The sequence below is a fragment of the Aeromonas sp. S5(2024) genome (genome assembly GCF_041403025.1).
GTDB lineage: Bacteria > Pseudomonadota > Gammaproteobacteria > Enterobacterales > Aeromonadaceae > Aeromonas > Aeromonas hydrophila.
Window position 1 is genome coordinate 169,988 of the sequence record NZ_JBGLRI010000010.1, and the last position, 26,240, is coordinate 196,227.

The window sequence follows — 26,240 nt, forward strand, 5'->3', positions numbered from 1 at the left end:
GGCGTCATCCGCCTGTCATGAGAAAATGGCATAACGCTGGCTAAGGGCCTCGTAGCAACAGGATGAAGGAATTTACCATGGAACTCACGGATCGCCCCGCCATCAGTCACAGACCGCAGGCCAGTGAGCCGGATCCCTCGCCGAGCGGCCAGCTGGCCCCCTGGTATCTGCAGCATAGGGATCAGGCCTGGCAGCCCTTCGCCCCGCCCGCCCAACCGCACTAGCAGGACGTCAGGGCTGGGCCACCGCCTCGATGGCGGCCGCCTTGCCCTCCAGCTGGGGCAGGCTGAAACGGTAGGCCACATAGTACTTGTAGATGGTGCTGACATAGTTGATGGGCCCCTGGCCCACCTCGTTGGCCACCAGCTGCTCCACGTTGCCGAACCAGACATTGGGATCCAGCCCGGCGGCCTCGGCCTTGGCCCTGAGCGCCTGCACCCGGTTCGGGCCGGCATTGTAGGCCGCCAGCGCAAACAGGTGGCGGTTGAGCACATCCAGCTTGGGATCATTGAAATAGGTGTCGAGGATCAACCGCATATAGCGGCAAGCCGCCTCCACATTGCCCTCCAGGCTGGCAAGCCGGGCACCGCGAATGCCCACCTCGCCGCCGGTGCTCGGCAACAGCTGCATGATCCCCACCGCCCCCCGTTCGGAACGGATATTGGCATTGAGCCCCGACTCCTTGTAAGCCAGCGCCGCCAGCATCAGCCAGTCCAGCCGGTACTTGTCGGCCTGCTGCTCCAGCACCTTGCGGATGGTAGACAGCCTGCCCAGCGGATCCGGCGCCAGTATGTTGCTCATCTGGTCGTTGCGCGCCAGCAGACGGCGCAGAGCCATGTCGCTGTAAAGGGTACGCTTGCCGGCATCGGCCAGATAGTCGTTGACCGCCTTGAGCAGCTCGGGACTGTTGTTGCGCAGGGCCCAGGCGCTGCGGCCGTTGTCCCGCAGCGGGATCAGCTTGTGGGCCCGCAGCCCGCTGATCATGCCGAGCCAGATCCGCCCCTTGAAGCTGTCGGTCACGGTGAGCGGTATGATGCCGGCCGCCACCATCTCCAGCAGATCTCCGTCCTGCAGATATTCAGGCACCGTCTCGATATAGATGGGCGGCAGCCCCAGCTCGCGAAACAGCCAGTTGAGCTGGCGCAGGCTTTCGTAATAACTGGAGCTGGCCCGCACCCAGACCCGCCGGCCGGAGAGCTGGGTGATGCGGTTGAAGGGCGGCAGGCTGTGCTGGCTCACCACCCACTCTTCGATGGGAGCGATCACCGGGTTGGAGAAGGTCACCTGTTCGCGCCGGGTCGGCGTCACCGTCATGTTGGCGGCCACCAGATCCCCCCGCCCCTCGGTGAGGTAGTCCAGCAGCTTGTCCTGGCGTACCGGGATATAGATGATCTTGAGTTTGATCTTCTCCTTGGCCAGGTAGGTCTGATTCAGCCAGCGCTCGAACCCCTGCAGCTGGTTGACCAGGATGCCGTGCTGGGCCCCCTTGTCGAAGAAGAAGAAGCCCCGCTCATAGACCACCAGGGCCCTGAGCTCTTTCTCTTGCAATATGCTGGCGAGATCCCCAGGCTGGGGCAGCCGTTGCGGCTTGAGATCCGCCGCCAGCAGCGGCAGCGCACACAGAGCGAGCAGACCCCGCAACCAGCACCGTCTCATGATGAGAGCGCCTGCGGTTGCTTCGAAGCGAGCGGGATCCCGTCAAACGGGTGGCGAACAAAGGTGGGGAAAATGGCGAAGAGCCAGCGCTGAACCATGATGAGATCGCCTTCTGTTGGCCGACTCGCGTCGGGCAAAACCGTCTGTGGGATAACTAACTATAGAACGCGGACCCACAGCAGAAGGGTCAACACGGCAGGCAAGCCTGCCGTGTCATCAGCAGGCTCAGATAGAGCGGGCACGCATCTCGAAAATGAGCTTTTCGGCGGTGCAGGTGAATTGCAGACGGGCTTTCAGGATCACGCCGTTGGCGCCCTGACTGAGTTCGCTGCTGCTCTTGGCTTCCGCAGTGACCTGCTTGGCCAGCGCCTCGTAGGCGGCCAGCTTGGCGCGAGCGTCGGCTTCTGCAGCGGCCTCGATCACCAGTTCCATCACATCGTCACCCTCGCCGATGATGGTACCAATTTCGGCGAAGCAGCCGCAGCTGTCACAGGTCTCGTTCAATTCCACTTTCTCTTCTACGGACATCATTCAACTCCCACTTATTTCGGCTGTGATTCATCGTCACGCAAGGCTTTGCGAAAATCCTTGATGGCGGTGCCCAGATCCTCTCCGGCACTCGCCAGGCGTTTGCTGCCAAACACCACGACGACCACCACGAGCAGGATCAACAAATGCCAGATATGAATTCCACCGAGTCCCATAGGGATACTCCTGACTGATAGATACCGATTGTTTGTATCAAAAGAAGGCGCAAAGATTGTTGGGCAAAATCAAGACAGGTGCAAGTTTGCAAATAAATCACTCAAAAAAATACGGCGACCCAGGGTCGCCGTATTGCTTGATGCTACTTGTCCCCTCAACCACTACATCCTGTACCAGCCGCCATCGAAGGCGAGAGACGTTTCGAGCATAAATTCGCCTAGATATGAAAACAAATGGTATAAATTCATCTAAGAATTGAAGAGGATTCATATCATGTTGCTGGAACAGTTGGGGCGCATCGACCTCAATCTATTGATTATCCTGCAAGTATTGCTGGAAGAGCGGAACGGCAGCCGGGCGGCCCGTCGGCTGCACCTGAGCCAGTCTGCCGTCAGCAAGGCGCTCGGCCGGCTGCGGGAAACCTTCGACGACCCCCTGTTCGTGCGCTCGGCCTACGGGCTGGAACCCACCGCCCGCGCTCTCAGCCTGCAGCAGCAACTGCAGCCCATCCTGCTGTCGCTCGACAACCTGATCCAGCCACCGGATTTTGACCCGTCCACCACCGAGCGGGAGTTCGTCATCGCCAGCATGGACAGCGCCTTCACCCTGTTCGCCCCGCTCTACTTGAGCGAGCTGAAACGACAGGCCCCCGGCATCCGGCTGCGCTACGAGGAGTGGACCGAGAACAGCCTGACCGAGATGAGCCAGGGCCAGGTGGACATCGCCTTCACGGTGCGGGAGAACTGCATCAACTCGGACTTTCGGCTCGACACCCTGCCCAACGCCATCTGCCAGCGGCTGCTCGCCATCGACGATCTGACCTGCCTGGTGCAGCACGACCACCCCGCCCTGCACGAACCGGAGTGGGATCTCACCCGCTACCTGGCCTATCCCCACGTGCAGACCTATTGCGAAGGGCGCGATCGCTGGATGCTGGATCACAAGCTGGCGGAGCAGGATCTCTATCGCCGCATCGAGGCGACCGTTCCCTCCTTCGAGGCGGCGCTGCGGATGGGCATGCACTCGGACATGATAGTGACCCTCTCCCGGCTCTACGCCCGCCACGCCACCCAGGTCTATCCGCTGGTACCGCTGCCGCTGCCTATCGCCCTCGACAGCATCTCCCACCTGCTGATCTGGCATCAGCGTCACGAGGAGGATCCGGGCCACCGCTGGCTGCGGGAAACCCTGCTGACCCTCATCATGGGCAAGCTGGAGCCCACTGCTGCCGAACCGTCCTGATATCAGTACCGGGCCGAAAGACCCTGACGGTCACCACGCCGGATCTCAGGCAAAAAAACGGGGCTCGTCGAGCCCTGTGTCTTTTCTGTTGGCCTGCCGGCCGGTCAGTTCTGACCGGTCACCGCCAGGTAGTGGTGCACCCCGTCGAGCAGCATCTGCACCGAGATCATCACCAGCAGCATACCCATCAGACGCTCCACCGCGGTGAGCCCTCGCTCACCCAGCAGCTTGTTGAATACCTCGTAGAACATCAGGATCACCGCGCTGGCGCCCCAGGCCATCAGCAGCGCCAGCGACCAGTCCGCCATCCGGGTCGGCTCCTGGTTGGCCAGCAGCAGCAAGGACGCCAGGATCGAGGGACCGGCAATCATGGGGATGGCCATGGGCACCAGGAAGGGCTCCTCACCCGCGGCCAGCCCGGTTACTCCGCCTTCACTCGGGAAGATCATCTTGATGGCGATGAGGAACAGGATGATGCCGCCGGCGATGCTGACCGCCTCCTGACGCAGGTTGAGGAAATTGAGGATCTGCTGGCCGACGAACAGGAAGGCCATCATGATCACCAGTGAAAACAGCAGCTCTCGCATCATCACCTTGCGGCGTCGCTTGGGATCGATATGACGCAGGATCGACAGGAAGACCGGCAGGTTGCCCAGCGGATCCATGATCAGAAACAACATGACGGCAGCGGAGAAAGTGTCCATACAACGCCCAGGCTAAGCCTTCAACAAAAGGAGGGGGAAAGAGGGCGAAATATAACAAAAGCGGCGGGATTCGGCGAGCGCGGCGGGCGCTCGCCGGCGGGGATCAACCGTGGTTGCAGATCTTGTCGGCGTGAGTCTGGAAACCCTGCTCCGATTCGATGAACTTGCCGCGCTTGGCCAGGAAGTCGATCAGGGCCTCGGCATCCATCTCGCTGGCGCTGCAGGTATGGAAACGGGCATCGGCACCGAAGCGCTCGTCAATGGCCTGCTTGAGGCTGGCCCGGGTAAACTGGCCGCCTTGCGCCAGCATCATCTCCATCACTTCGTGACCGTGTACCGATTGAGTCATTGCAAACCTCTTGAATGGACATATTTGATGCCTATTAAATCCTGCCCCACCGCCGACGACCTTGATATAGGCCAACAAATTGCCGATTTCCCTGCGTCCGTACTGGTGATGGCCGCGGCTTTGTCGATAATGTGGCAACCTGAGCAGGGGATGGCTACACTAACGCCCCTTTTTGCCACCGCAGACCGAATATAAGGACATTGGCGTCATGCTGTTCCATGGACTGGCTTTCAAGCCCTGGCGGATCTGGACCCGCCGCCCGCTCTGGTTGAAGACCCTGCTCGGCATGCTGACGGGGATCGGGCTCGGCGCCGGTTTCAGCGAGCAGGCGTTGCTGCTCAAGCCCATCGGCGTGCTGTTCGTCAACACCATCCAGATGCTGATGGTGCCCCTCATCTTCTGTTCGGTCATCGCCGGCCTCACCTCGCTGCTCAAGGGCAAGACCCTCGATCGGATCGCCGGCAAGGCCATCGGCCTCTACCTCTGCTCCACCGCCGTCGCCATCTGCATCGGCCTGATGATGGGCTGGCTGCTGGAGCCCGGCATGGGCGCCAACATGGGGCCCTATGAGCGGGTCGGCATGGCGGAATCCCCCACCCTGGCCAGCGTGCTGAGTCACCTGGTGCCGCGCAACCCGGTGCAGGCCATGGTGGACGGCAAGATCCTGCAGGTGATCGTGTTCGCGGTGGCCCTCGCCCTTGCCCTCAACGCCACCGGTCGACGCGGCCGCCCCGCCATCCTGTTCTTCACCTCGCTGGCGGAGGGGATGTTCAAGCTGACCCAGATGGTGATGGCGCTGGCCCCTTACGGCGTCTGCGCCCTGATGGCCTGGATGACCGGCAAGTACGGCATGAGCCTGCTGCTGCCGCTGCTCAAGGTGATCGGCGCCGTCTACCTCGGCTGTCTGCTGCACGTGCTCGGCGTCTACAGCAGCCTGCTGATCCTGCTGGCCCGCCTCAATCCGCTGCACTACTTCAAGAGCATCGTCGATGCCCAAGCGGTGGCCTTCACCAGCAGCTCCAGCAACAGCACCCTGCCCATCAGCCTGGCCTGCGCCGAGCGCCGGCTCGGGGTCTCTCCCGCCATCACCGCCAAGGTGCTGCCCATCGGCGCCACCATCAACATGGACGGCACCGCGCTCTATCAGGGGGTAACGGCCCTGTTCGTGGCCCAGGCCTTCGGGGTGGATCTGCACATGGTGGATTACCTGACCATCATCAGCATCGCGACCCTGGCCAGCATCGGCACGGCGGGCACTCCGGGCACCGGCCTGATGCTGCTGACGCTGACGCTGACCGCAGTGGGACTGCCGCTGGAAGGGGTGGCACTGATCGCCGGGATCGACCGGATCCTCGACATGGCGCGCACCACGGTCAACGTCTCCGGCGATATTCTGGTATCCGTGTTGATTGCCCGCAGCGAGCGGGAGCTGGATCTGGCGACCTATCACGACGCCAGCGCCGGCGAGGACATCGACTTCACCCTGCGCTGAGGCAGAGCGAGCGATTAATTTTCGTGGGGATCGTGGTGGCAGCGCCAGCAGACATCGAAGTTGGCGCCGTTCTCCTCCCCGCATTGGCCACACAGCCAGCCGTTGCCCTGGCGCTGCTGATAGCGCTCGATGACCCGCCCCGCCTTGCTGCGATCCTGCTCACGCACCATCAGGGTCACCTGCAGCAGGTCCACCGGCAGTTCGCCCAGGGCGCCTGACAGCGCCTCGCCATTGAGCCGCACCGGCACCCCCTCCACTTCCAGCGCCCCTTTCAGGGCATGGGCCTCCAGCGAATGGGAAGCCCGATACAGATTGATCCAGTGATCCATGTCTTCCCCCTCAGATCCACTCACGATGCCGTGACCACGGCACCGCCTCTGACCGGCTACAGCAGGGTATCGATGCCGTAGTCGGCCCCCTTGGCCACGATGAAGTCGATGAACACCCGCAATTTTCGCGGCATCAGCCGCCGCTCCGGAAACAGCAGGTAAATCGGCACTCTGGGCTGCTGCCACTCGGGCAGCACGGACACCAGGGTCCCGCTCGCCAGCTCCTCGTGGCAGAGCATGGCGGGCAGGGAGGCGAGCCCCAGCCCGGCCTTCGCAGCCTCTCTGGCACAGGTTATATTATTAACCCGAAAGCGGGAGGGAGGGTCAACCAGCACCTCCCTGTCATCCCGCTCGAAGCACCAGTGCGACGCCAGAAAGCCGCTGGTCACCGCCACCCGCTCATGATGCACCAGATCCTCGGGATGGGTGATGGCGGGGCTGCGCGCCAGGTACGCCGGGCTGGCACAGATCAGGCGGGCGTTGCTCCACAGCCGCCGCGCCGCCAGGTTCGAATCGCTCATGTCGCCGATCCGCACGATCGCATCCAGCCCCTCGTTGATGGGATCCACGATGCGATTGGTCAGCTCCAGCTCCACCTGCAGACCGGGATAGGCCTGCAAAAACTCCGCCACCAGCCTGCCCACCACCAGCTGCCCCGCTTCGATGGGCACCGCCAGCTTGAGGGTGCCGGTCACCTCCTGCTGGCTGGCGCTCACCATCAGCTCGGCCTGAGCCAGCTCGTCCACCGCCTTGCTGCAGCGCAGATAGTACTGCTCGCCGGCCTCGGTCAGGGTGAGCTGGCGGGTGGAGCGATAGAGCAGCCGCACACCGAGGCGCTGCTCCAGCTCGGCGATGCGCCGGCTCACCGTCGCCTTGGTCATGCCCAGCTCCTGGGCGGCCGCCGTGAAGGAACCCTTGTCGACGATCCGCACTAGAATCAATGCAGCGTTCAGATCCATTGTTGCACCAGTGAAACTGTATATCTCATAAATGGATACTAATCGAAACAGTCGGCCAGTGTTAGCCTGCCTCTCTTAAGTTCAGGAATCCCCCACATGAGTCAACACAAGAAGATCCCCCTGCTGGCAGCCATGATCCTGGCCCTGCTCGGCCTGCTGTTTGCCGGTTACTGGTATCTGCACGGCCGCTATTTCGAGAGCACCGACAACGCCTACCTGCAGAGCGAGGTCACTGGCATCGGTTCCAAGCTGTCCGGCTACATCAGCGAAGTGCTGGTGACCGACAACCAGCCGGTGAAGGCCGGCCAGCTCATCGCCCGCCTCGACGATCGGGAGTACAAGACCAAGGTGGCCGAGGCCGAAGCCGACCTGCGCCTCAATCAGGCGACGGCAGAAAATCTCGCCGCCACCCGCACCCAGCAGCTGAGCCTCATTCGCCAGGCCGAAGCCAAGGTCAGCTCGGCCAATGCCGAACAGGTGCGGGCCCAGCAACAGGTACGCCGCGTCAGCCAGCTCAACCAGCGCCACTACAGCTCCCAGGACAGCCTGGACGAGGTGCGGGCCGGCCTGCAGGTCAACCAGGCCCAGGAGCAGGAGGCCAAAGCGGCCCTGCAGGCCGCCCGCGAGCGGCTGCTGGTGCTGGATGCCGAGGCCAAGCAGAACCAGGCCAGGCTGGCATTGAGCGCCGCCCAGCTGGAGCAGGCCAAGCTGGAGCTGGCCTATACCGAGCTGCGGGCACCGGCTGACGGCATCATCGGCAAGCGCAGTCTGCGGGCGGGGCTCTACGTCCAGTCCGGCATGCAGGTGGCCAGCCTGGTGCCGCTGCAGCAGGTGTGGGTCGAGGCCAACTTCAAGGAGACCCAGCTGCTCCACATGCAGCCCGGCCAGAAGGTGGAGGTGATCCTGGATGCCTATCCGGATCAGCCGGTCGAGGGGATCATCGACAGCCTGGCCCCTGCCACCGGCGCCAAGTTCGCCCTGCTGCCGCCGGAGAACGCCACCGGCAACTTCACCAAGATCGTGCAACGGGTGCCGGTCAAGATCCGCATTCCGGAGCCGGGGCCGCTGGCGGGCAAGCTGTTGCCGGGCCTCTCCACCGAGGTGATCGTCGACACCCGCAGCCCTGATCCCGTGGTTGCGGCCCACTGATGGAACCCATCCCGCGTCGCAACTGGATCGCGGTCATGGGGGGCCTCATCGGCGCCTTCATGGCCATCCTCGACATCCAGATCACCAACGCCTCCCTGAAGGACATTCAGGGGGCCCTGTCGGCCACCTTGAGCGAAAGCTCCTGGATCTCCACCTCCTATCTGGTGGCGGAGATGATCGCCATCCCGCTGAGCGGCTGGCTGAGCCGGGGGTTGAGCGTGCGGCGCTACCTGCTGTGGACCACCGGCGCCTTCATCGTCGCCTCCGTGCTCTGCTCATTCAGCTGGAACCTCACCAGCATGATCGTCTTTCGGGCGCTGCAGGGCTTCACCGGCGGGGCGCTGATCCCGATGGCCTTCTCCCTCATCGTCAGTCTGCTGCCGTTGCACAAGCGGGCCACCGGTATGGCGTTGTTCGGCCTGTGCGCCACCTTCGCCCCCGCCATCGGGCCGACTCTGGGCGGCTGGCTGACCGAGCAGATGTCCTGGCACTACATCTTCTACATGAACGTGCCGCCGGGACTGCTGGTGATGGCCATGCTGGCCCACGGGCTCGACAAGAAGCCGGTGGACTGGGAGGTGATCAAGCGGGTGGATCTCATCGGCATCGTCACCATGGCGGTGGGACTGGGCCTGTTGGAAGTGGTGCTGGAAGAGGGCAACCGGGAGGACTGGTTCGGTTCCAGCTTCATCGTGCGGCTCACCGTCATCTCGGTGGTGGCGCTGGTGTTTTTCGTCATCAGCCAGCTGCTGCGGCGCCATCCGCTGGTCAACCTGCGGCTGCTGCACAACCCGCGCTTCGCGCTGGCCTGCTTCGCCTATCTGGTGCTCGGCATGGCACTGATGGGCTCCATCTATGTGCTGCCGCTCTACATGACCCAGATCCACAACTACAACGCGCTGGAAATCGGTGAGGTGCTGATGTGGATGGGGCTGCCGCAGTTGCTGGTACTGCCGCTGGTGCCCAGACTGACTCACAAGATAGATCCGCGCTATCTGGTGAGCTTCGGCTTTCTGGTGTTCGCCGTCAGCTGCTTCATGAACATGAACATGAGTGCCGACTACGCCGGGCCCCAGCTGATCCAGTCGCTCATCGTGCGAGCATTGGGCCAGCCCTTCATCATGGTGCCGCTCTCCCTGGTGGCGACCGCCAGCCTGACCCACGACGAGATCCCCTCCTCCTCGACCCTGCTCAACGTGCTGCGCAACCTGGGCGGCGCCTTCGGCATCGCCATCATCGCCACCCTGATCGACAACGACACCCGCATCCATGTCAGCCAGATCAGCAGCACCCTGGCCGCCAGCAGCATAGAGGGGCAAAGCTACCTGCTGCAGCTGGCCCAAACCATGATGGCGCAGGGCTCCGGCCCCGAGCTGGCCCGCCAGCAGGCCCAGGCCATGCTGTCGAACACCATCAGCCGGGAAGCGGCCATCATGGCCTACAACCAGGTGTTCTTCGTGATGGGCATCTTCCTGTTGCTCGCCAGCGGCCTGATGCTGCTGCTCAAGCAGCCCGCCCCCAGGGCAGCCGATGCCGAACCGCTAGAGGCGTGAAAAACGGTGGAAATGGCATAGCAAAACGGGCCTGAGGGCCCGTTTTCTTGTCTGCACACTCCCCTTGGCGAGGGGACAACTCCGACGCAATCACCCCGCCAGCGAGGCGGCAATCAGAAACTGGGCGGCGAAGTAGCTGGTCATCACCCAGGCGGTGGCATGGGGGAAGGGACGGCGGAAACGGTCCAGCGCCAGCATGCTGTCGGAGAAGAGGAACATCAGCGCCCCCACCAGGGCGGCGGCACTGCCGGCGGTGAGGGAGGCATGCCAGGCGCCGGCTGCGACCCAGGCCATGCCGATGATCACCAACATGTAGCAGAACACGGGCACCTTCATCTCCCCGAGCTTGCCCCACAGCAGGCCGAACACCATGCCGGCCACCAGCAGCAACAGCAGACCATCCACCAGATTCAGCACCAGCGGCCCCTGGGCGAAGCCGACGATGTAGCAGAGGTGCGCGACAAAAAACGCCGCCAACCCCTGGATGAAGCGGTCGCTCGGCAACATCAGCAGCACGTCGCCGGCCAGCGACAGGCAGAGACCGAGCAGGATCCAGGCGTGGGAACCGTCGTGGTCATAGCTCTGATAGCCGAAGGCCAGCGCTATGATGAGCAGCATGGTCAACGGCTTGCTGATGTAGAACTGACGGGAGTCTGAGCCATAGGCCGCACGAATGTGCCACCAGCCCGATGCGATGATCAAGAAACTCAATAACATGCCCTGCTCCTCACGTGTTGCTCGCAGTCATACGGCAACATCTTCTTGCTGACAAGCAGAGTAACAAATTCCCCCGCCCAGTGGCAGAGGCGCTCAGCAAACGAGCAGTCTACGCCTAAAGTCTAATTGTCCCGCCCACCCTGTTCGGGCATAAGGGACGGGTCCGGAGGATCACCATGGAAGACGCAATGAAAAACTATCTGCCCGCTATCGATATCATGATGTGCCACCTTGGCATCAGCTTCGAGCAAGCCTGTGAACAGCTGGGCCTGAGCCAGGTGGAACAACAGACCCTGAGCCTGCTGCAGGAGCAGGATCCGCAGGAATAATCCCTCCCGGTGATGGATATCATGATGTGCCGCCTTGGCATCAGCTCCGAGCAAGCCTGCGAGCTGCTTGGCCTGAGCCAGGTGGGACAACAGACCCTGAACCTGCTGCAGGAACAGGATCCGCAAGAATAAGCCCCCAGCGGGGAGCATGAAAACGGCGCCATGATGGCGCCGTTTTTATTGACCCTGGTTATGCTCGCACCACCCGGCGCCGTTGCAGCCAGACGATCAGTGCAAACAGCAGGAAGCCGGGCAGCCACATCAGCTCCTTGCGCCAGCGCTCGGTGGGGGCCTTGACCACCAGGATCTCCTGATCAAACTCCATGCCGGCCGCCGCCGCCGGGCTGCCGAAGGTGACGCTGTCGATCAGGGTCTTGCCATCCTGCTCATAGAGCGCGAGCCCCAGGCTGGCGAGGCGAGCTTCCCCGTCCTCCCCTGCCGGCACCGCCAGCAGCACGGTCGACTGACGCAGCTTGCCCACCGCGTCCTCACCCTGGATCCGCAGCCGCAGAGTGCTCTCCGCCTCCACCTCGCCCAGGGTCTGGGCCAGCTGGGCCGGCGGCGTCTCGCGATAGGGATCGTGCACCATGTCCATCCAGAAACCGGGGCGGAACAGGGTAAAGGCCACCAGCAACAGCAGCACGCTTTCGTACCAGCGACTCTTCACCAGGAAATGACCCTGGGTGGCGGCGGCGAAGATCAGCATGGCAACGGTGGCCACCATGAAGATCAGCACCCCGTGGGCAAAGTCCACGTCGATCAGCAGCAGGTCGGTGTTGAAGATGAACAGGAACGGCAGCGCCGCAGTGCGCAGGCTGTAGTAGAAGGCGGTGATGCCGGTCTTGATGGGGTCGCCCTTGGAGACGGCCGCCGCCGCAAACGAGGCGAGCCCCACCGGCGGCGTCACGTCGGCCATGATGCCGAAGTAGAACACGAACAGGTGCACCGCGATGAGCGGCACGATCAGCCCGTTCTGCTGCCCGAGCGTCACCACCACCGGCGCCAGCAGGCTGGAGACAACGATGTAGTTGGCGGTGGTGGGCAGCCCCATGCCGAGGATCAGACTCAGCAGGGCGGTCAGCAGCAACATCAGCAGCAGGTTGCCCATGGAGAGCATCTCCACCAGATCCGCCAGCACCAAGCCAACCCCGGTCTGGGAGACGGCACCGACGATGATCCCCGCCGTGGCGGTGGCGATGCCGATGCCGATCATGTTGCGGGCACCGGCCACCAGCCCCTCCCGCAGATCGATCAAGCCGTCCTGCAGGGAGCCGTAATCGTGCCGGCCATCGCTGCGCAGCCAGTTGAGCAGCGGGCGCTGGGTCAGCAGTATGATCACCAGCATGACGGTGCCCCAGAAGGCCGACAGCCCGGGCGAGAGGCGCTCCACCATCAGGCACCACACCAGTACCACCACCGGCAGCAGGAAGTGCAGGCCGGAGAGCAGCACGGTACGGGTGTTGGGCAGCTCGGTCAGCGGCTTGTCCGGATCCTCCGCCGCCAGCGGCTCATTGCTGGCGGCAATCTTCAGCAGCCCCAGATAGGTGGCAGCCAGCAGCAGGGCGATACCGGGCAGGGCATAGTCGCCCAGCGCCGGCTTGAGCCAGCCCAGGCCGTAGTAGACCGCCATCGACAGCCCGCTGATCAGGGCAGCGCCAAAGGCAAAGCCGGTCAACCGGCGCAGCCAGGGCTTGGGCTGATGGTCGCCAATGGGCTGCATGCCGAGCTTGAGCGCCTCCAGATGGACGATGTAGAGCAGCGCTATGTAGGAGATGGTCGCCGGCAGGAAGGCGTGCTTGATGATCTCGACGTAGGGAATGCCCACGTACTCCACCATCAGAAAGGCCGCAGCCCCCATCACCGGCGGCATGATCTGGCCGTTGACCGAGGAGGCCACTTCCACCGCGCCCGCCTTCTCGGCGCTGAACCCCACCTTCTTCATCATGGGAATGGTAAAGGTGCCGGTGGTCACCACGTTGGCGATGGAGGAGCCGGAGATAAGGCCGGTCAGGCCGGAGGCGACCACCGCCGCCTTGGCCGGGCCGCCGCGCAGGTGGCCGAGCAGGCTGAAGGCGAGCTGGATGAAGTAGTGGCCGGCACCGGCCCGCTCCAGCAGGGCACCGAACAGCACGAACAGGAACACGAAGCTGGTGGAGACGCCGAGGGCGATGCCGAACACCCCCTCGGTAGTGATCCACTGGTGGTTGGCCAGCGCGGTGAAGCTCACCCCGCGGTGGGCCAGCAGGCCCGGCATCCAGGGCCCCGCCAGGCTGTAGGCGAGAAACACCAGGGCGATCACCGCCAGGGCCGGCCCCAGCGCACGGCGGGCGGCTTCCAGCAGCAGCGGGATGCCGATGCAGGCGGTCACCAGATCAGCGGTGGTGAGGTTGCCCGGCCGCTGGGCCAGCGCCTCGTACATCACGAACAGATAGGAAGCGGCACCGGCGGCCACCAGCCCGAGCGCCAGATCGCCGAGCGGCACCCGGTCGCGCGGCGAGCGGCGAAAGGCCGGGAACACCAGATAGGCCAGCAGCAGGGCGAAGGTGAGGTGAATGGCACGGGTCTCGGTGTCATTGAGCACGCCAAAGCCCAGCATGAAGGGCAGTGGCGAGGCGATCCAGAGCTGGAACAGCGACCAGGCGAGCGCCAGGGTGGTGATGCACCCACCCATGATGCCGAGCGGCAGACGCGCCCCCACATCCTGGGCGATCAGTTCCTCGGTAGAGAGTTGTTTATCTTGCATAGGGGTTAACTTGTGCCAACGAGTACAACGACACGACACCCGCTGCCACGGGCTGCGGCAGGCGGGTGTCGAAGAGAGTGACAGCGGCCCTTGGGCCCGCTATCAGAGCCAGCCGCGCTCTTTGTAGTAGCGGGCAGCCCCTTCATGCAGCGGGGCGGAGAGACCCACCTTGATCATGTCGGCCTCTTTCAGGTCGGCGAAGGCCGGGTGCAGGCGCTTGAAACGATCCAGGTTGTCGAACACGGATTTGACCAACTGATAGACCACTTCCGGATCCGCCTTGGCACTGGTGGAGAGTACCGCCTTGCCGCCGATGGACGGGGTCGGCTGGTCGCTGCCCTTGTAGATGCCGCCCGGGATCTCGGCCTTGCTGTAGTAGCTCTTCTCGGCCAGCAGCTTGTCGATGTCGGCGCCGGTCACCGGGACCAGCACGGCATCGGTGGTGGTGGAGGCTTCCTGGATGGCGCCGTTGGGGTGGCCGACGAAGTAGCTCATGGCGTCGATGTTGTTGTCACCCAATGCCGAGGCCTGCTCGGCCGGCTTGAGCTCGGAGACCAGGCCGAAGTCGCCCTTCTTCCAGCCCTTCACCGCCATGATCTCTTCGAAGGTGTCGCGCTGGCCGGAGCCCGGGTTGCCGATGTTGACCCGCTTGCCCTTGAGATCGTCGAAGCCGGCGATCTTGGCGTCCTTGCGGGCCAGGATGGTGAACACCTCGCTCTGCAGGGAGAAGACGGCGCGCATGTCGTCCATGGCACCCTCGGCCTGGAACGGCGGCAGCCCCTTCATCGCCTTGTACTGATGGTCGGACTGCATGATGCCGAAGTTGAATTCACCGCTGCGGATGCCGTTGACGTTGGCCACCCCGCCACCGCTGGCCGGGGCATTGCACTTGATCTGGTGATCGGCGGCGCCGCGATTGAGGAAGCGGCAGATGGACTGGCCCGCCACGTAGTAGACACCGGTCTGACCGCCGGTGCCTATGGTCACGAAGCGCTCCTGCGCCTGCACCGGGCCACCGAACGAGACGCCGGCCAGGACAGCCGACAGGGCACACGCCAGGGATAATCCTTTCATGTTGTTCATCCTTTTTGATTGATTCAGCTCGCCCGTTCCACGGGCGAATGCCGGACAAACCACCGTTCTGCGTCGGCGGTTGCCCATGACCTCGATATGAGGAATCGGGTGAACGGCGAACGTTCCCCAAAAAGCCACCAGCATCCTGTGGTGAGACAGTCGGCTTCATGCCAACCGAAGATAATTGGCCCCGACGGGGCCAATTAAAGAGTCATAACGGTTTCGATTAAGCACACGGCGCCAACATAAATCAAACAAAAACACAAAATGATGGATATGGATGACGAGAAATTTGAAGCCGATCATTAATTTGCTGATCAGAGATTAATTGGATGTGCTACCGGTCGGCAGACAGAGCGGGAGGAGGGAGATTCTTTTGCAGCCCTTGACTGGCAAGGGCTGCAACTGTGGTGACTTATGCTTGTGGCTTGGCCAGATCCAGAATAAACGCGAACTCCAGCGCGATATCCTCGTAGGCTTTGAAGCGACCCGACTTGCCGCCATGGCCGGCGTCCATGTCGGTGCTCAGCAACAACTTGTTATCATCCGTCTTCAGCTCGCGCAGCTTGGCCACCCACTTGGCCGGCTCCCAGTACTGCACCTGGGAGTCGTGCAAGCCGGTGGTCACCAGCAGGTTGGGATAGGCCTGCGCCTTGACCTGATCGTAGGGGCTGTAGGCCTTCATGTAGTCGTAGTAGCGCTTCTGGTTCGGGTTGCCCCACTCGTCGTACTCCCCGGTGGTGAGGGGAATGGACTCGTCCAGCATGGTGGTGACCACGTCGACGAACGGCACCTGGGCCACCACGCCGCGATAGAGCTGGGGCGCCTGATTGATGACGGCCCCCATCAGCAGGCCGCCGGCGCTGCCGCCCATGGCGTAGACCTGATCCTTGGCGCCGTAGCCCTGTGCCACCAGCGCCTCGGTCACGTCGATGAAGTCGTTGAAGGTGTTCTGCTTTTTCAGCAGCTTGCCATCTTCATACCAGTGACGCCCCAGCTCCTCGCCGCCACGGATGTGGGCGATGGCGTAGACGAAGCCGCGGTCCAGCAGGCTCAACCGGGCGCTGCTGAAGTCCGGGTCCATGCTGGCACCGTAGGAGCCGTAGCCGTAGACCAGCAGCGGATTGGTGTGCGCACCGGCCCCCTCTTGCTTGAACTTGTCCTTGCGATAGACCAGCGACACCGGCACGGCCACACCGTCACGGGCGGTGATCCAGAGCCGCTCGCTGGCATACTGGTCGGCCTTGAAGCCCGCCACCGGCTGCTGCTTGAGCAGGGTGCGCTTGCCACTGTTCAGATCGAGCTCGTAGGTGGACGAGGGAGTGGTCATGGAGGAGTAGCCATAGCGCAGCGCGCTGCTATCCGGCTCCGGGTTGTAGGCGAGCCAGGTGACATAGGCCGGATCGTCGAAGGCGATCTCCTTCTGCTCGCCGCTCTGCCAGTTGACCTGGCGCAGCCGGGTCAGCCCCTGACTGCGCTCCTCCAGCACCAGCCACTCTTTGAACAGGGCATAGCTCTCCAGCAGCACGTCCGGATTGGGGGCGATCACCGCCTTCCAGCGATCCACCGGGCTCTCCTTGGTCTCGTAGAGGCCGAAGTTCTTGCCGTCCTTGTTGGAGCGCACATAGAAGCGGCCGCGGTAGTGATCCAGGCTGTATTCGTGATCCACCTGGCGCGGCAGGAACAGCCGCGGCGCCTGGGTCGGCACGTTGGCATCGATGAGGCGCGCCTCGCCCGAGGTGGTGCTGGAGAGGGCGATGACGATGAAATCTTCCGAGGTGGTGGCGTAGAGGCTCACATAGAAGGAGTCGTCCTTCTCCTCATAGACCAGCTGATCCTTGGCCGGATCCGTGCCCAGCTCGTGGCGATAGACCTGGTAGGGCAGCAGCGTCTTGGGGTGCTTGCGCACGTAGAACACCGTCTTGCTGTCGTTGGCCCACACCAGATTGCCGGAGGTGTTCTCCAGCGTGTCGGCGGCCCATTTGCCGCTCTCCAGATCGAGGAACTGGATCTGGTACTGACGGCGGGAGAGGAAATCTTCCGCCACCGCCAGCCAGCGATTGTTGCGGCTCACCTCGAGCGCCCCCAGGGCGTAGAACTCGTGGCCTTCGGCGCGCTGGTTGCCGTCCAGCAGCAGGCTCGCAGCCTCTTCACCCAGCTTGCTGCGCGAATAGATGGCGTACTCCTTGCCCGGCTCGTAGCGGGTCTGGTAGCGGTAGCCGTTCTTCACGTAGGGCACCGACTCGTCCTGCTGCGGAATGCGGGCCACCATCTCCTGATAGAGCTGGTCGCGCAGCGGCTTGATCGGTTTGAGCATGGCGTCGGTGTAGGCGTTTTCGGCCTCGAGATAGGCCAGCACCTCGGGTTTCTGGCGCTCGTCATCGCGCAGCCAGTAGTAGTTGTCGACCCGGGTATCCCCGTGTTTCTTGATGGCGTGAGGGTGTTTGGCGGCCACGGGAGGCTGGATCAGGGTGTCGCTTGTGGGCATGGCGGACTCATCATTGGCATATGAACAGGGAACGGCGGCCAGACAAGCCAGCAGCAGAAGCCCTCGGGAAAAGGTAAACATGTCGCATCCTTTGCGCTGTAAAAGGGTTGGCGGACCTGAGCCTTGGCTCCTTGGACAGGGGATCAATCTGCCCCTTGTCGCCTTCAGTTGCAAGTTCTCCCGCGTCCTGATGTAAAAGGGCCGCCATCTCGCGATGGCGGCCCCCATACCTGACCGTGAGCGACACGGGCTCGCTCAGGTGTGCCTCACATGATGGAAGTGTGTCTGCTCACGGCCAGTTTTCATCAGCCGGGGTAGCTCGACCAGACTTTGGTCGCGCCCTCGTTGCTGATGCTCAGCACCTGATAGGGCTGACCCGGAATATCCATGCCTGGCGCACTCTGGGGCATGCCCGGAATGGTCAGGCCGCGGATCGCCGGTTTTTCCTTGAGCAGCTTCTGCACGTCGGCGGCGGGCACATGCCCCTCCACCACATAGCCGTTCACCACTCCGGTGTGGCAGGAAGCCAGCTGCGGAGTGATGCCGTACTGCTGCTTGAACGGTTCAAGCTGCTCGGTTTCGACGACCTTGACCTCAAAGCCGTTCTCTTCCATGTGCTTGATCCAGGTCTTGCAGCAGCCGCAATACTGGGACTTGTAGACGGTCATCTGCTCGGTTGCCAGAGCAGAAAAACTGACGGTACCGGCCAGCACGGCCAATAACAGGGACTTGTACATAACTCACCTCGGATAAGAAGAAATGCCCAAAAAAACAGGGGGACTCGACTCAACCGAGATGACGGGGTGGACGCTCCAGCCGGTCGGTCGGAACATCCGGCATGAACTGGGAGGGGGAGATGAAATCCGGGGTATCGGGTTCCAGCATGGCAACCGTCAGGCTGTCGCCGGTGAGCACCGTCATGGCGAGCGCCGAGGTGAAGCTGCCACAGGGCATGGCCTTCTCCAGGGTACGTTCGCTCTGGCTGCAATGAGGCGTCAGGGTACATAGATCGGTCGCCGCCCGGCTGCCAAACGACATCAGCACCATCAGCAGACTCCACAGGGGGAGCCAGCGGCGGGCGCGAGCGAGTTGGCGACGGGTCAGAACCATGAGACGACTCATTGACGAAAGGTGGCCTATGGTAACCCTTGGCCCAGGGGGAGGGTCAAGCCCTCCCCCTCTTCCAGTCAGCCGCCATCAAGGTTGCTGACGGGTGGCCGCCAGCACGATCTCGCGCACGCAGACATTGGCAGGCTGGTTCCATGCATAGAGCACGGCGTCGGCGATCACCTCAGGCGCAATGACGCCCCCCATCTGATCTTTCCAGTCGTGGTAGCCGGCCTTGATGCTCTCATCCGTGGTGTGGCTGAGCAGCTCGGTCTCCACCGCGCCCGGGGCTATGGTCACCATCCGCACGCCGACATCGGCCACTTCTTCCCGGATGTTCTCGGTCAGGGCGTGCACCGCGAACTTGGTGGCGCAGTAGGCGGCATGGTTCGGGAAAGTCTTGCGACCGGCGATGGAGCTGATGTTGATGATGGTGCCGCTGCGGCGCGCCTTCATGCCCGCCAGCACGGCGTGAACACCGTTCAGCACCCCCATCACGTTGATGTTGAGCATCTGCTGCCACTCGGCCGGGTCCTGCACGTCGGCCTGTCCCAGCAGCATGACGCCGGCATTGTTGACCAGGCAGCCGACCGGACCGAATTGCGCCTCGGCCTGCTGGATGGCGGCCTTCATGGCGGCGGTGTCGGTCACATCGACCCCGATGCAGAGGGTATCGGGCAGCGCCAGCGCCTGCATGGGCTCGACCCGGCGGGCCAGCAGCAGCAGCGGATGGCCGGCGGTGGAGAAGGCGCGGGCAATGGCGGCACCGATCCCGGCGGAGGCACCGGTGATCACGACGAGAGGCTTGGACATGATGTTTTCCTTCTGATTCAAGAGTCGGTTTGAGCAAACAAGCGGCTGGCCAGCACGGAACGGGATCACTATAGTCACTGCATCCATCAGTGATAAATATTGTTTTCCGTTGGTTATCATCTGAAAAAACTATGGTTGGGCTTATGCTGGATTTGAGACTGCTGCGCTTCTTCATCGCCATCTATGAAGAGAAGAACATCACGGCGGCGGCCGAACGCTGCCACGTCAGCCAGCCCTCCCTCTCGGCGGGGCTGCGCCAGCTGGAAGAGACCCTGGGTGACAGCCTGTTCATCCGGGGCAAGAAGGGGGTAGCGGCCAGGGATCAGGCCCATTACCTCTATCCCCACGCGGTCAAGCTGGTGGAAGAGGCGCGCCGGCTGCCGGCGCTGTTTCGCCAGAAGGCGACGCGTGCCCGGCTCAACATGGCCATCATGCCGGACCTGAGCCGGCGGCGGGTGGCGGGATTGCTGCAGCAGGTGCAGGCTGTGCTACCCGAGCTGGATCTCACCCTCTCCGATTACGGGACGCCTGCCGACTGTCGGCTGACCCTGGATGCCCTGCGCAGGGAGGACGAGATCTTCCTGCCGCTGTGGGAGGAGGATTATGTCTTGTGCGTGCGCCGCGACCACCCCCTCGCCAGCCGCCAGCAACTCGAGTTGGCCGAGCTGCAACATTATGATTTTATTGAGTGCCCCCCCTGCGAAGCCCATCAGCAGACCATAGGTCTGCTGGCCTGTGACCGACTGACCCTCAATCTGGTGGCCAAGGCCGAAAGCAAGGGGCTGGTGATGGCGCTGGTGCTGGCCAGGGTCGGCATCAGCTTTCTGCCGGACGGGCTGGTGGAAGACGAAGCGGGTCTGTGTACCGTGCCGGTACGCGGACCACGGATGTTCCGGCGCATCGGCCTCTGCTATCCCGCCCACCAGACCCTCAATCCGGCGCTGCGCGAGCTGATCCCGGAACTGGCGAGCCATGGCGCTTCTTGATAACGTCGCTGCTCAATGCATCTTTTTTTTCGCCGGTCGCTGGCACCGGTATTTGGCCCCTCTTCAGATCAGGAACCCATGAAACGCATTCTGGTTATCTTTTCACACCCGGCGCTGCAGAGCTCCCGGGCCAACAAACAGCTGCTGCAGGCCATCGATGGCCTGGAGGGCGTCACCCTGCACGACCTCTACCAGCACTACCCCAACATGTTCATCAACGTGAAGCGGGAGCAGGCCCTGCTGTCTGAACACGACATCATCGTGTTCCAGCACCCCTTCTACTGGTACTCCTGCCCGGCCATCATGAAGGAGTGGATGGATCTGGTACTGGAGTATGGCTACGCCTACGGCCCGGAAGCCCACGCCCTCAACGGCAAGCAGTGGCTGTCGGCCATCACCACCGGCGGCGCCCCCGAGTCTTATTGCAGTGAAGGCTACAACCAGCGCCCGCTGCTCGACTTTCTGCTGCCGTTCCGGCAGACGGCCCAGCTGTGCGGCATGAGCTGGTTGCCGCCATTCGTGCTGCACTCCTTTCACAAGATCCGGGATCAGGAGGCGCTGCGTCGCTGCGGCCAGGACTATCGCCAGTTGCTGTGTGCCCTGCGCGACGAACAACTGACCCCAGCCCAGCTTGCCGGCAGCCCCTATCTGCGCGATCTGCTGGAGGTACTCTCATGACCCGCTCTCGATCCGGGCGACGGCCCGGCCTGCCGACATCGGCCTCCACCACAATGCGGAGGATCCGCTGATGGGACATGGTTTGCTGTTCGATGCCTTCATCTACCTCTCCGCCGCGGTGATCGCGGTGCCGCTGGCCAAGCGCTGGGGGCTGGGATCCGTGCTCGGTTACCTGCTGGCGGGCATCATCATAGGTCCCTTCCTGCTGGGGCTGGTGGGTGAGCAGAAGGATGTGATGCACTTCGCCGAGTTCGGGGTGGTGCTGATGCTGTTTCTGGTCGGGCTGGAGCTCAGGCCGGCGCTGCTGTGGCAGCTGAAGGGACCGATCCTCGGCACCGGCGGGCTGCAGGTGCTGCTCACCACGGCCGCCCTGACCGGCGTGGCCCACCTCATCGGCCTGCCGTGGCAGCAGGGGCTGGCCATCGGCCTCATCCTGGCGCTCTCCTCCACCGCCATCGTGCTGCAGAGCCTGCAGGAGCGCAAACTGATGCAGAGCGAGAGCGGCCGCTCCGCCTTCGCCGTGCTGCTGTTCCAGGACATCGCCGTCATTCCCATCCTGGCGATCCTGCCGCTGCTGGCCATCGCGCCGGTGGCCAGCAGCGGCAGCTCGGAGCTGGCCGGCTGGCAACACGGCCTGCTGGTGGTGGCCGCCATCTCCGGCATAGTGCTGGGTGGTCATTACCTGATGCGACCGGTGTTTCGCGCCATCGCCCAGTCCCACATGCGGGAGATCTTCGTCGCCGCCGCCCTGCTGCTGGTGATCGCCATCGCCGTGCTGATGGAGTCGGTCGGCCTCTCCCCCGCTCTCGGCTCCTTCCTCGCCGGCGTGGTGCTGGCGGACAGCGAATATCGCCACGAGCTGGAGGCAGACATAGAGCCGTTCAAGGGACTGCTGCTCGGTCTCTTCTTCATGTCGGTGGGCGCCGGCATCAACTTCGGGCTGTTTGCCGAACACCCGCTGCTGATCCCGGCTCTGGTGGTCGGCCTGATGGTGCTCAAGTGGCTGGTACTGATGGCACTCGGCTTTGCCATTCGCATCTCGCCGAGTCAGCGCTGGACCTTCGGGCTGGCGCTGGCCCAGGGCGGCGAGTTTGCCTTCGTGCTGTTCTCGTTCGCCGCCCAGAACAAGGTGCTGCCGGGGGATACCATCGCCCTGCTGACGCTAGTGGTGGCGCTCTCCATGGCGCTGACGCCGCTGCTGTTGATCCTCAACGATCGGGTGATCCAGCCCTGGTTCGACTATCGCAACCAGAGTGAACTGCCGCAGCACGAGCAGCCGGAGCTGGTGGAGCACCCGGTCATCATCGCCGGCTTCGGCCGTTTTGGTCAGATCGTGGGCCGTCTGCTGCACGGCCACGGCATCGGCACCACCATCCTCGAGCAGGATGCCAGCCAGATCGAGATGCTGCGCAAGTATGGTTATCAGGTGTTCTACGGCGATGCCAGCCGGCTTGACCTGCTGCACGCCGCCGGCGCCCACAAGGCCAAGCTGCTGGTGCTCTCCATCAACGATCCGGCCACGTCACTCGAAGTGATTGAAATGGTGAAGAAACACTTCCCGCACCTTAAGATACTGGCGCGAGCCCAGGATCGTCCCCACGCTCATGAGATCCTGCGCCAGGGCGTGGGCAGCGTGTACCGGGAAACCCTGGGTTCTGCCGTGGATCTGGGGGTAGAAGCCCTGACCCAGCTCGGCTTTCGGGCCAACCAGGCATGGCGGGCCGGCCAGACCTTCAAGCAGCACGACAACTGGCTGCTGCGGGAACAGGTCAACTACCTGGACGACGAACACACCTATATCAACAAGAGCCTGCAATACCGGGACATCCTTTCCGATCTGCTGCAAGACGATCAGGAAGGACAGGAGCGCATTCACGCTCACAACTGGAACAGCGGTCTGCCCGACAACGACAAGGAAGCAATATGATTGCCTATTACCCCATGCTCAAACACCTGCACATGACGCTGGCGCTGGTCAGCGTGCTGCTGTTCCTCTATCGCTGGCTGCTGGCCCTGGGTGGCAGTGCCCGCCTGCAGCAGAAGTGGCTGAAGATCCTGCCTCATGTCAACGACACCTTCCTGCTGCTGTTCGGAGTGCTGCTGGCTGTGACCCTGCAGATGAGCCCGGGCCAACAACCCTGGCTGATGGCCAAGCTGATCGCTCTGGTGGTTTACATCGGCCTCGGCGTCATGGCGCTCAAGCGCCCTGCGCGCAGCCAGAAGCTGGTGGCCGGCCTCGCCGCCCTGGCGGTATTTGGCTACATGGTGGGCGCCGCCATCACCAAATCCGCCTTGTCCTGGCTGGCCTGATCCAGCCAAAAAATACCTGCCTGGTGGAGGGGAGCCATCCCCTCCACATCATATTCTGCATTTCCCCGTCATTTCTGTTTTTTCCTCTCCCCCAAATCCGTAAGACAGCACTTTCATTTGGTGAATTTTCATCATTTTTAAGCCTCGATTGCTGCCCAAAAAGATGGCAATTATGTTTAGGATCATGTAGTTAGCTTGGTTTGTATGAAAATGGCGACAGTTGTCGCAGCAAAACTTGCGACATAGACTGTCGCAAGGCATGGCTAGGATACACTCAACGCTAAACCAGTGAAGGCATGCACCATGAGTAAGAAGCTGTTACGACAACTGACCTTGGCGCGTTGCATCCCGCACCGCCCTTACAAGCTGACCGCCAGCCAACTCCAGGTAAAACTGGAAGAAGAAGGCATCCACGTCAGTCTGCGTACCGTGCAACGGGACCTGGAAGAGATGTCCGGCATGGGGTTGTTCGATCTCACCTCGGATGAACGCAGCAAACCACACGGCTGGTGCTTCGAGCGCCATGGCCTCAACGATTTTGCCAACATCATGCCGCTCTCCTTGGCAGTGGCGCTGAAAACCTGGAGCGATCAGGCCAGCCAGCTGTTGCCGGCCAGCGTACTGACCGAACTGAACCCCTTGGTCGACAAGGCCAGCCAGGTGATCCGCGACAGCCAGAGCGAACTGGCTGAACGTTGGCTCGAGAGCGTGCACCAGTCACCGCGTCCGTTTGCCGGCAACCCGGAGATCCGCCGCAGCACCCTGATCCGCGATGCATTGTGGCGCGGTCGCAAGTTCAGTGCCGAGATCCAGCGGGTCATCAAGGAGCGCACAGTATGGCTCTGCTACGACCGCATCAATCCGCTCGGTATCCTGAACCAGGCGGAAGGGCCGACCCTGCTCTGCACCCTGTCCGAGCTGGATCCCAAGGTCTACGGCATCCCGTTTGACCACATCAAGAACGTGGAACTGACCAACTTCAGCGCGACCCAGCCGAAGGATTTCAATATCCAGAAACTGATCCGCGATCAGGGGTATCAGGATGTCAGCGGGCCGATCCGCTTCGTCGGTCGCATCGATGCCAACTGTCCGACCCTGGTCGACGGGCAGATCCCTGGCCACAATCCGCGCATGACTCGCTACGACAAGCGCAGCGTGGTGGTGGAAACCGAGGTACAGGACACCCCCGAGTTCCGTACCTGGCTCAACAATATGAGCGGGAACCTCGAAGTGCTGGCGCCTGAATCCTTGCGCAAGGCGTATCCGACACCGGGTAGCCGCGTCAGCTGACCACCGCAGAAAAAGCCGGGCCAAGCCCGGCTTTTTGTATTCTTTTTGAACATATTTATTCAACTAATTTTTAAGTCTTACCCACCGAATTGAGCCTGTTTGTACCATCGTTTTCGCCCCGTTTTTGCGTGTAAGAGATCCGCCATGGCAGCTGTAAGAGGCCACTGTGTCGAACCGTACGCGAAGCCATCTTTGAATCCACATGCTTTCCCATGAAACAAACTAATGCCATGATTTATATGACTTTGTCGCTATGGCATTGGTCATTAATCCGTTATCGCCACGCCAACAACGCCGGATCCTCCCTTGTTCCGCCCCCTGGTTCCCTTAATATGGGTCTCACAAGGACGGAGCTGGTTCGGCAGGATGCGGAAACAGCGCATAAGCAGGGAATAAACCACAGGGTGTGGACAGGGAACACCTCAGGATTAGGCCGGTAACCAGGATGGTTATCAAACGGATTGCAGGACACCACGGGACGTGGTTGCGGACACCTCGGGATGAGGCAGAGCAAACAGGATGATTGCTCTTCAGGAAGAATATGGACCTCGCCGGAAGCGAGCAGGACAGCTTCAGGATGAAGCGAGACAACCTGGATGGTTGTCTGTCAGGATGACGCAAGGAACACCACGGGATGTGGTAACGGACACCTCCAGGATGGAGAGAGTGCAGCAATCAGGAGCGATTGCCAGGCTAGGATGGCCACAGGACACCTCAACGGATTGGGAAGGGGATATTCCGAAGGATCAGGATAAAGTCAGGGATTGCAGGGAGCGTTGCAGTTCATGGACTGGACTAGATGACTTGAGGGGACGGCAGCCGCCGTCCCCTTTTCTTTATGTGTTTTTTGTATCAGAGATGGTTCAATCACCTGGGACTCTATTCGCTGCCACAGCACATCCTGTGCTCTAGAGCCCCCCCTCAATCTGGGTGCCTATTGTCAGCCAAAATCCCCCTCTCTCACCTCATACACTTCGTGAACGCTGCTCTGGGTTAGTGCTGCAGGATGCGCCAGCAAAGCTCTCCCTCCATTTGCTCAGACCTTCTTAAAGGTACTTCAACCAAGGAAGGCTCCCAGCCGCAAAGCTGGCTCATTGCCAGCGATCACATCAACATTTCCGCTCGCCAGAAACACCGGGTGGAATGGACCCATCCCGATATGACTACCGTCTGGCTTTGCGTGTTTTACTGAGTCGTATGAGGACAAAAGAGGAAATTCGGGGACATGAGTACTGTACCGGAAACGAAAAAAAGCCCAGTCTTTCGACTGGGCTTCTTAAGTAGTGGCGGAGCGGACGGGGAGACGGACAGAGTCCGGCTCAAGCACAAAGGACCACAGAAAGGGACCGAGTTGCCAGTGGCAAGTCGCAGCCCTGTCTGTGGTCCTTTGTTTCCTTATTTCATTCGCCAAAATCAGATAGCAAAAAGGCCTTCCCAAATGGGAAGGCCTTTCAAATTAGTGGCGGAGCGGACGGGACTCGAACCCGCGACCCCCGGCGTGACAGGCCGGTATTCTAACCGACTGAACTACCGCTCCGCTGTCTGGTTAGCTTTTTGCTAAATTGTC

At 62.1% G+C, this 26,240-nt stretch carries 26 protein-coding genes, 1 tRNA gene and 1 pseudogene; 13 read left to right on the forward strand and 15 right to left on the reverse strand.

What is annotated here, in order from left to right:
* The first annotated feature begins 77 nt into the window (after positions 1-77).
* Positions 78-224, forward strand: coding sequence for a hypothetical protein (locus ACB032_RS18295; protein WP_162847499.1), 147 nt, complete (start codon positions 78-80; stop codon positions 222-224).
* A gap of 7 nt (positions 225-231) precedes the next feature.
* Here ACB032_RS18295 and ACB032_RS18300 read toward each other — a convergent pair whose 3' ends face one another.
* The 3 genes from ACB032_RS18300 to tatA form a co-directional block, all read right to left on the reverse strand.
* The gene (locus tag ACB032_RS18300; protein WP_371138498.1) at positions 232-1,656 is read right to left on the reverse strand and encodes a transglycosylase SLT domain-containing protein; all 1,425 of its coding nucleotides are present in this window, start codon (positions 1,654-1,656) and stop codon (positions 232-234) included.
* 225 nt (positions 1,657-1,881) lie between these two features.
* Complete coding sequence (locus ACB032_RS18305) at positions 1,882-2,184, reverse strand: YfcZ/YiiS family protein (RefSeq protein WP_017408789.1); 303 nt, start codon at positions 2,182-2,184, stop codon at positions 1,882-1,884.
* Positions 2,185-2,198: 14 nt separating this feature from the next.
* Positions 2,199-2,360, reverse strand: a complete 162-nt coding sequence (gene tatA / locus ACB032_RS18310) for a twin-arginine translocase TatA/TatE family subunit (RefSeq protein ID WP_041217014.1) — start codon at positions 2,358-2,360, stop codon at positions 2,199-2,201.
* Between the two features lie 274 nt (positions 2,361-2,634).
* On the opposite strand from tatA, the gene ACB032_RS18315 reads away from it, so the two are divergent.
* Entirely contained in the window at positions 2,635-3,603 is a 969-nt protein-coding gene (locus tag ACB032_RS18315) for a LysR substrate-binding domain-containing protein (RefSeq protein WP_227290295.1), read from the forward strand.
* A 104-nt stretch (positions 3,604-3,707) separates the two neighbouring features.
* Here ACB032_RS18315 and ACB032_RS18320 read toward each other — a convergent pair whose 3' ends face one another.
* Together ACB032_RS18320 and ACB032_RS18325 are read right to left on the reverse strand one after the other, a co-directional pair.
* Entirely contained in the window at positions 3,708-4,307 is a 600-nt protein-coding gene (locus tag ACB032_RS18320; protein WP_010635400.1) for a YhgN family NAAT transporter, read from the reverse strand.
* A 103-nt stretch (positions 4,308-4,410) separates the two neighbouring features.
* Entirely contained in the window at positions 4,411-4,656 is a 246-nt protein-coding gene (locus ACB032_RS18325) for a YecH family metal-binding protein (RefSeq protein WP_024946227.1), read from the reverse strand.
* A 208-nt stretch (positions 4,657-4,864) separates the two neighbouring features.
* Between ACB032_RS18325 and ACB032_RS18330 the strand changes: the two genes are divergently transcribed.
* Positions 4,865-6,148 (forward strand): dicarboxylate/amino acid:cation symporter, encoded by a 1,284-nt coding sequence (locus ACB032_RS18330; protein ID WP_026080178.1) that lies wholly within the window; start codon positions 4,865-4,867, stop codon positions 6,146-6,148.
* Between the two features lie 14 nt (positions 6,149-6,162).
* Here ACB032_RS18330 and ACB032_RS18335 read toward each other — a convergent pair whose 3' ends face one another.
* The gene (locus ACB032_RS18335) at positions 6,163-6,477 is read right to left on the reverse strand and encodes a DUF2007 domain-containing protein (RefSeq protein WP_011704337.1); all 315 of its coding nucleotides are present in this window, start codon (positions 6,475-6,477) and stop codon (positions 6,163-6,165) included.
* A 56-nt stretch (positions 6,478-6,533) separates the two neighbouring features.
* Positions 6,534-7,436 carry a LysR family transcriptional regulator gene (locus ACB032_RS18340; RefSeq protein WP_024946229.1) on the reverse strand — a complete coding sequence of 301 codons (903 nt, stop codon included), beginning with the start codon at positions 7,434-7,436 and terminating at the stop codon, positions 6,534-6,536.
* Positions 7,437-7,532: 96 nt separating this feature from the next.
* On the opposite strand from ACB032_RS18340, the gene ACB032_RS18345 reads away from it, so the two are divergent.
* Both ACB032_RS18345 and ACB032_RS18350 read left to right on the forward strand, forming a co-directional pair.
* Positions 7,533-8,585, forward strand: a complete 1,053-nt coding sequence (locus tag ACB032_RS18345; protein ID WP_135320797.1) for an HlyD family secretion protein — start codon at positions 7,533-7,535, stop codon at positions 8,583-8,585.
* Positions 8,585-10,138: a DHA2 family efflux MFS transporter permease subunit gene (locus ACB032_RS18350; RefSeq protein WP_011704334.1), complete on the forward strand. Its 1,554-nt coding sequence runs from the start codon at positions 8,585-8,587 to the stop codon at positions 10,136-10,138. The genes ACB032_RS18345 and ACB032_RS18350 overlap by 1 nt, the downstream gene beginning before the upstream one ends.
* A gap of 90 nt (positions 10,139-10,228) precedes the next feature.
* On the opposite strand, the gene ACB032_RS18355 is transcribed toward ACB032_RS18350, so the two are convergent.
* Positions 10,229-10,855: a lysoplasmalogenase gene (locus tag ACB032_RS18355; protein ID WP_011704333.1), complete on the reverse strand. Its 627-nt coding sequence runs from the start codon at positions 10,853-10,855 to the stop codon at positions 10,229-10,231.
* A 188-nt stretch (positions 10,856-11,043) separates the two neighbouring features.
* Between ACB032_RS18355 and ACB032_RS18360 the strand changes: the two genes are divergently transcribed.
* Positions 11,044-11,184: a hypothetical protein gene (locus ACB032_RS18360; protein ID WP_016349126.1), complete on the forward strand. Its 141-nt coding sequence runs from the start codon at positions 11,044-11,046 to the stop codon at positions 11,182-11,184.
* Between the two features lie 9 nt (positions 11,185-11,193).
* Entirely contained in the window at positions 11,194-11,316 is a 123-nt protein-coding gene (locus ACB032_RS18365; protein ID WP_265183343.1) for a hypothetical protein, read from the forward strand.
* A gap of 58 nt (positions 11,317-11,374) precedes the next feature.
* Here the strand turns inward: ACB032_RS18365 and ACB032_RS18370 are convergent, their stop codons facing one another.
* The 6 genes from ACB032_RS18370 to ACB032_RS18395 all read right to left on the reverse strand — a co-directional run bounded on the left by ACB032_RS18370 (position 11,375) and on the right by ACB032_RS18395 (position 19,409).
* The gene (locus ACB032_RS18370; protein WP_044798929.1) at positions 11,375-13,927 is read right to left on the reverse strand and encodes a TRAP transporter permease; all 2,553 of its coding nucleotides are present in this window, start codon (positions 13,925-13,927) and stop codon (positions 11,375-11,377) included.
* Between the two features lie 102 nt (positions 13,928-14,029).
* A complete protein-coding gene (locus ACB032_RS18375) occupies positions 14,030-15,001 on the reverse strand; it encodes a TAXI family TRAP transporter solute-binding subunit (RefSeq protein ID WP_016349123.1) in 972 nt (323 codons plus the stop codon).
* Between the two features lie 415 nt (positions 15,002-15,416).
* The gene (locus ACB032_RS18380; protein WP_371138499.1) at positions 15,417-17,570 is read right to left on the reverse strand and encodes a S9 family peptidase; all 2,154 of its coding nucleotides are present in this window, start codon (positions 17,568-17,570) and stop codon (positions 15,417-15,419) included.
* A 224-nt stretch (positions 17,571-17,794) separates the two neighbouring features.
* The gene (locus ACB032_RS18385) at positions 17,795-18,226 is read right to left on the reverse strand and encodes a DUF411 domain-containing protein (RefSeq protein WP_102989651.1); all 432 of its coding nucleotides are present in this window, start codon (positions 18,224-18,226) and stop codon (positions 17,795-17,797) included.
* Positions 18,227-18,275: 49 nt separating this feature from the next.
* Positions 18,276-18,599 (reverse strand): hypothetical protein, encoded by a 324-nt coding sequence (locus tag ACB032_RS18390; protein WP_011704326.1) that lies wholly within the window; start codon positions 18,597-18,599, stop codon positions 18,276-18,278.
* Positions 18,600-18,686: 87 nt separating this feature from the next.
* Complete coding sequence (locus tag ACB032_RS18395; RefSeq protein WP_323885261.1) at positions 18,687-19,409, reverse strand: SDR family oxidoreductase; 723 nt, start codon at positions 19,407-19,409, stop codon at positions 18,687-18,689.
* Between the two features lie 143 nt (positions 19,410-19,552).
* On the opposite strand from ACB032_RS18395, the gene ACB032_RS18400 reads away from it, so the two are divergent.
* The 6 genes and pseudogenes from ACB032_RS18400 to ACB032_RS18425 form a co-directional block, all read left to right on the forward strand.
* Positions 19,553-20,395, forward strand: a complete 843-nt coding sequence (locus ACB032_RS18400) for a LysR family transcriptional regulator (protein ID WP_371138500.1) — start codon at positions 19,553-19,555, stop codon at positions 20,393-20,395.
* Positions 20,396-20,473: 78 nt separating this feature from the next.
* The gene (locus ACB032_RS18405) at positions 20,474-21,073 is read left to right on the forward strand and encodes an NAD(P)H-dependent oxidoreductase (protein WP_016349118.1); all 600 of its coding nucleotides are present in this window, start codon (positions 20,474-20,476) and stop codon (positions 21,071-21,073) included.
* A 70-nt stretch (positions 21,074-21,143) separates the two neighbouring features.
* Positions 21,144-23,000: a monovalent cation:proton antiporter-2 (CPA2) family protein gene (locus tag ACB032_RS18410; protein WP_029304384.1), complete on the forward strand. Its 1,857-nt coding sequence runs from the start codon at positions 21,144-21,146 to the stop codon at positions 22,998-23,000.
* Positions 22,997-23,383 carry a SirB2 family protein gene (locus tag ACB032_RS18415; protein WP_016349116.1) on the forward strand — a complete coding sequence of 129 codons (387 nt, stop codon included), beginning with the start codon at positions 22,997-22,999 and terminating at the stop codon, positions 23,381-23,383. The genes ACB032_RS18410 and ACB032_RS18415 overlap by 4 nt, the downstream gene beginning before the upstream one ends.
* A 303-nt stretch (positions 23,384-23,686) precedes the next feature.
* Entirely contained in the window at positions 23,687-24,673 is a 987-nt protein-coding gene (locus ACB032_RS18420; protein ID WP_005308002.1) for a YafY family protein, read from the forward strand.
* A gap of 1,102 nt (positions 24,674-25,775) precedes the next feature.
* A pseudogene (locus tag ACB032_RS18425) lies at positions 25,776-25,865 on the forward strand (phosphoribosylaminoimidazole carboxylase); the annotation flags it as partial.
* 268 nt (positions 25,866-26,133) lie between these two features.
* Here the strand turns inward: ACB032_RS18425 and ACB032_RS18430 are convergent.
* Positions 26,134-26,210, reverse strand: a tRNA-Asp gene (locus ACB032_RS18430).
* Positions 26,211-26,240 lie beyond the last annotated feature (30 nt).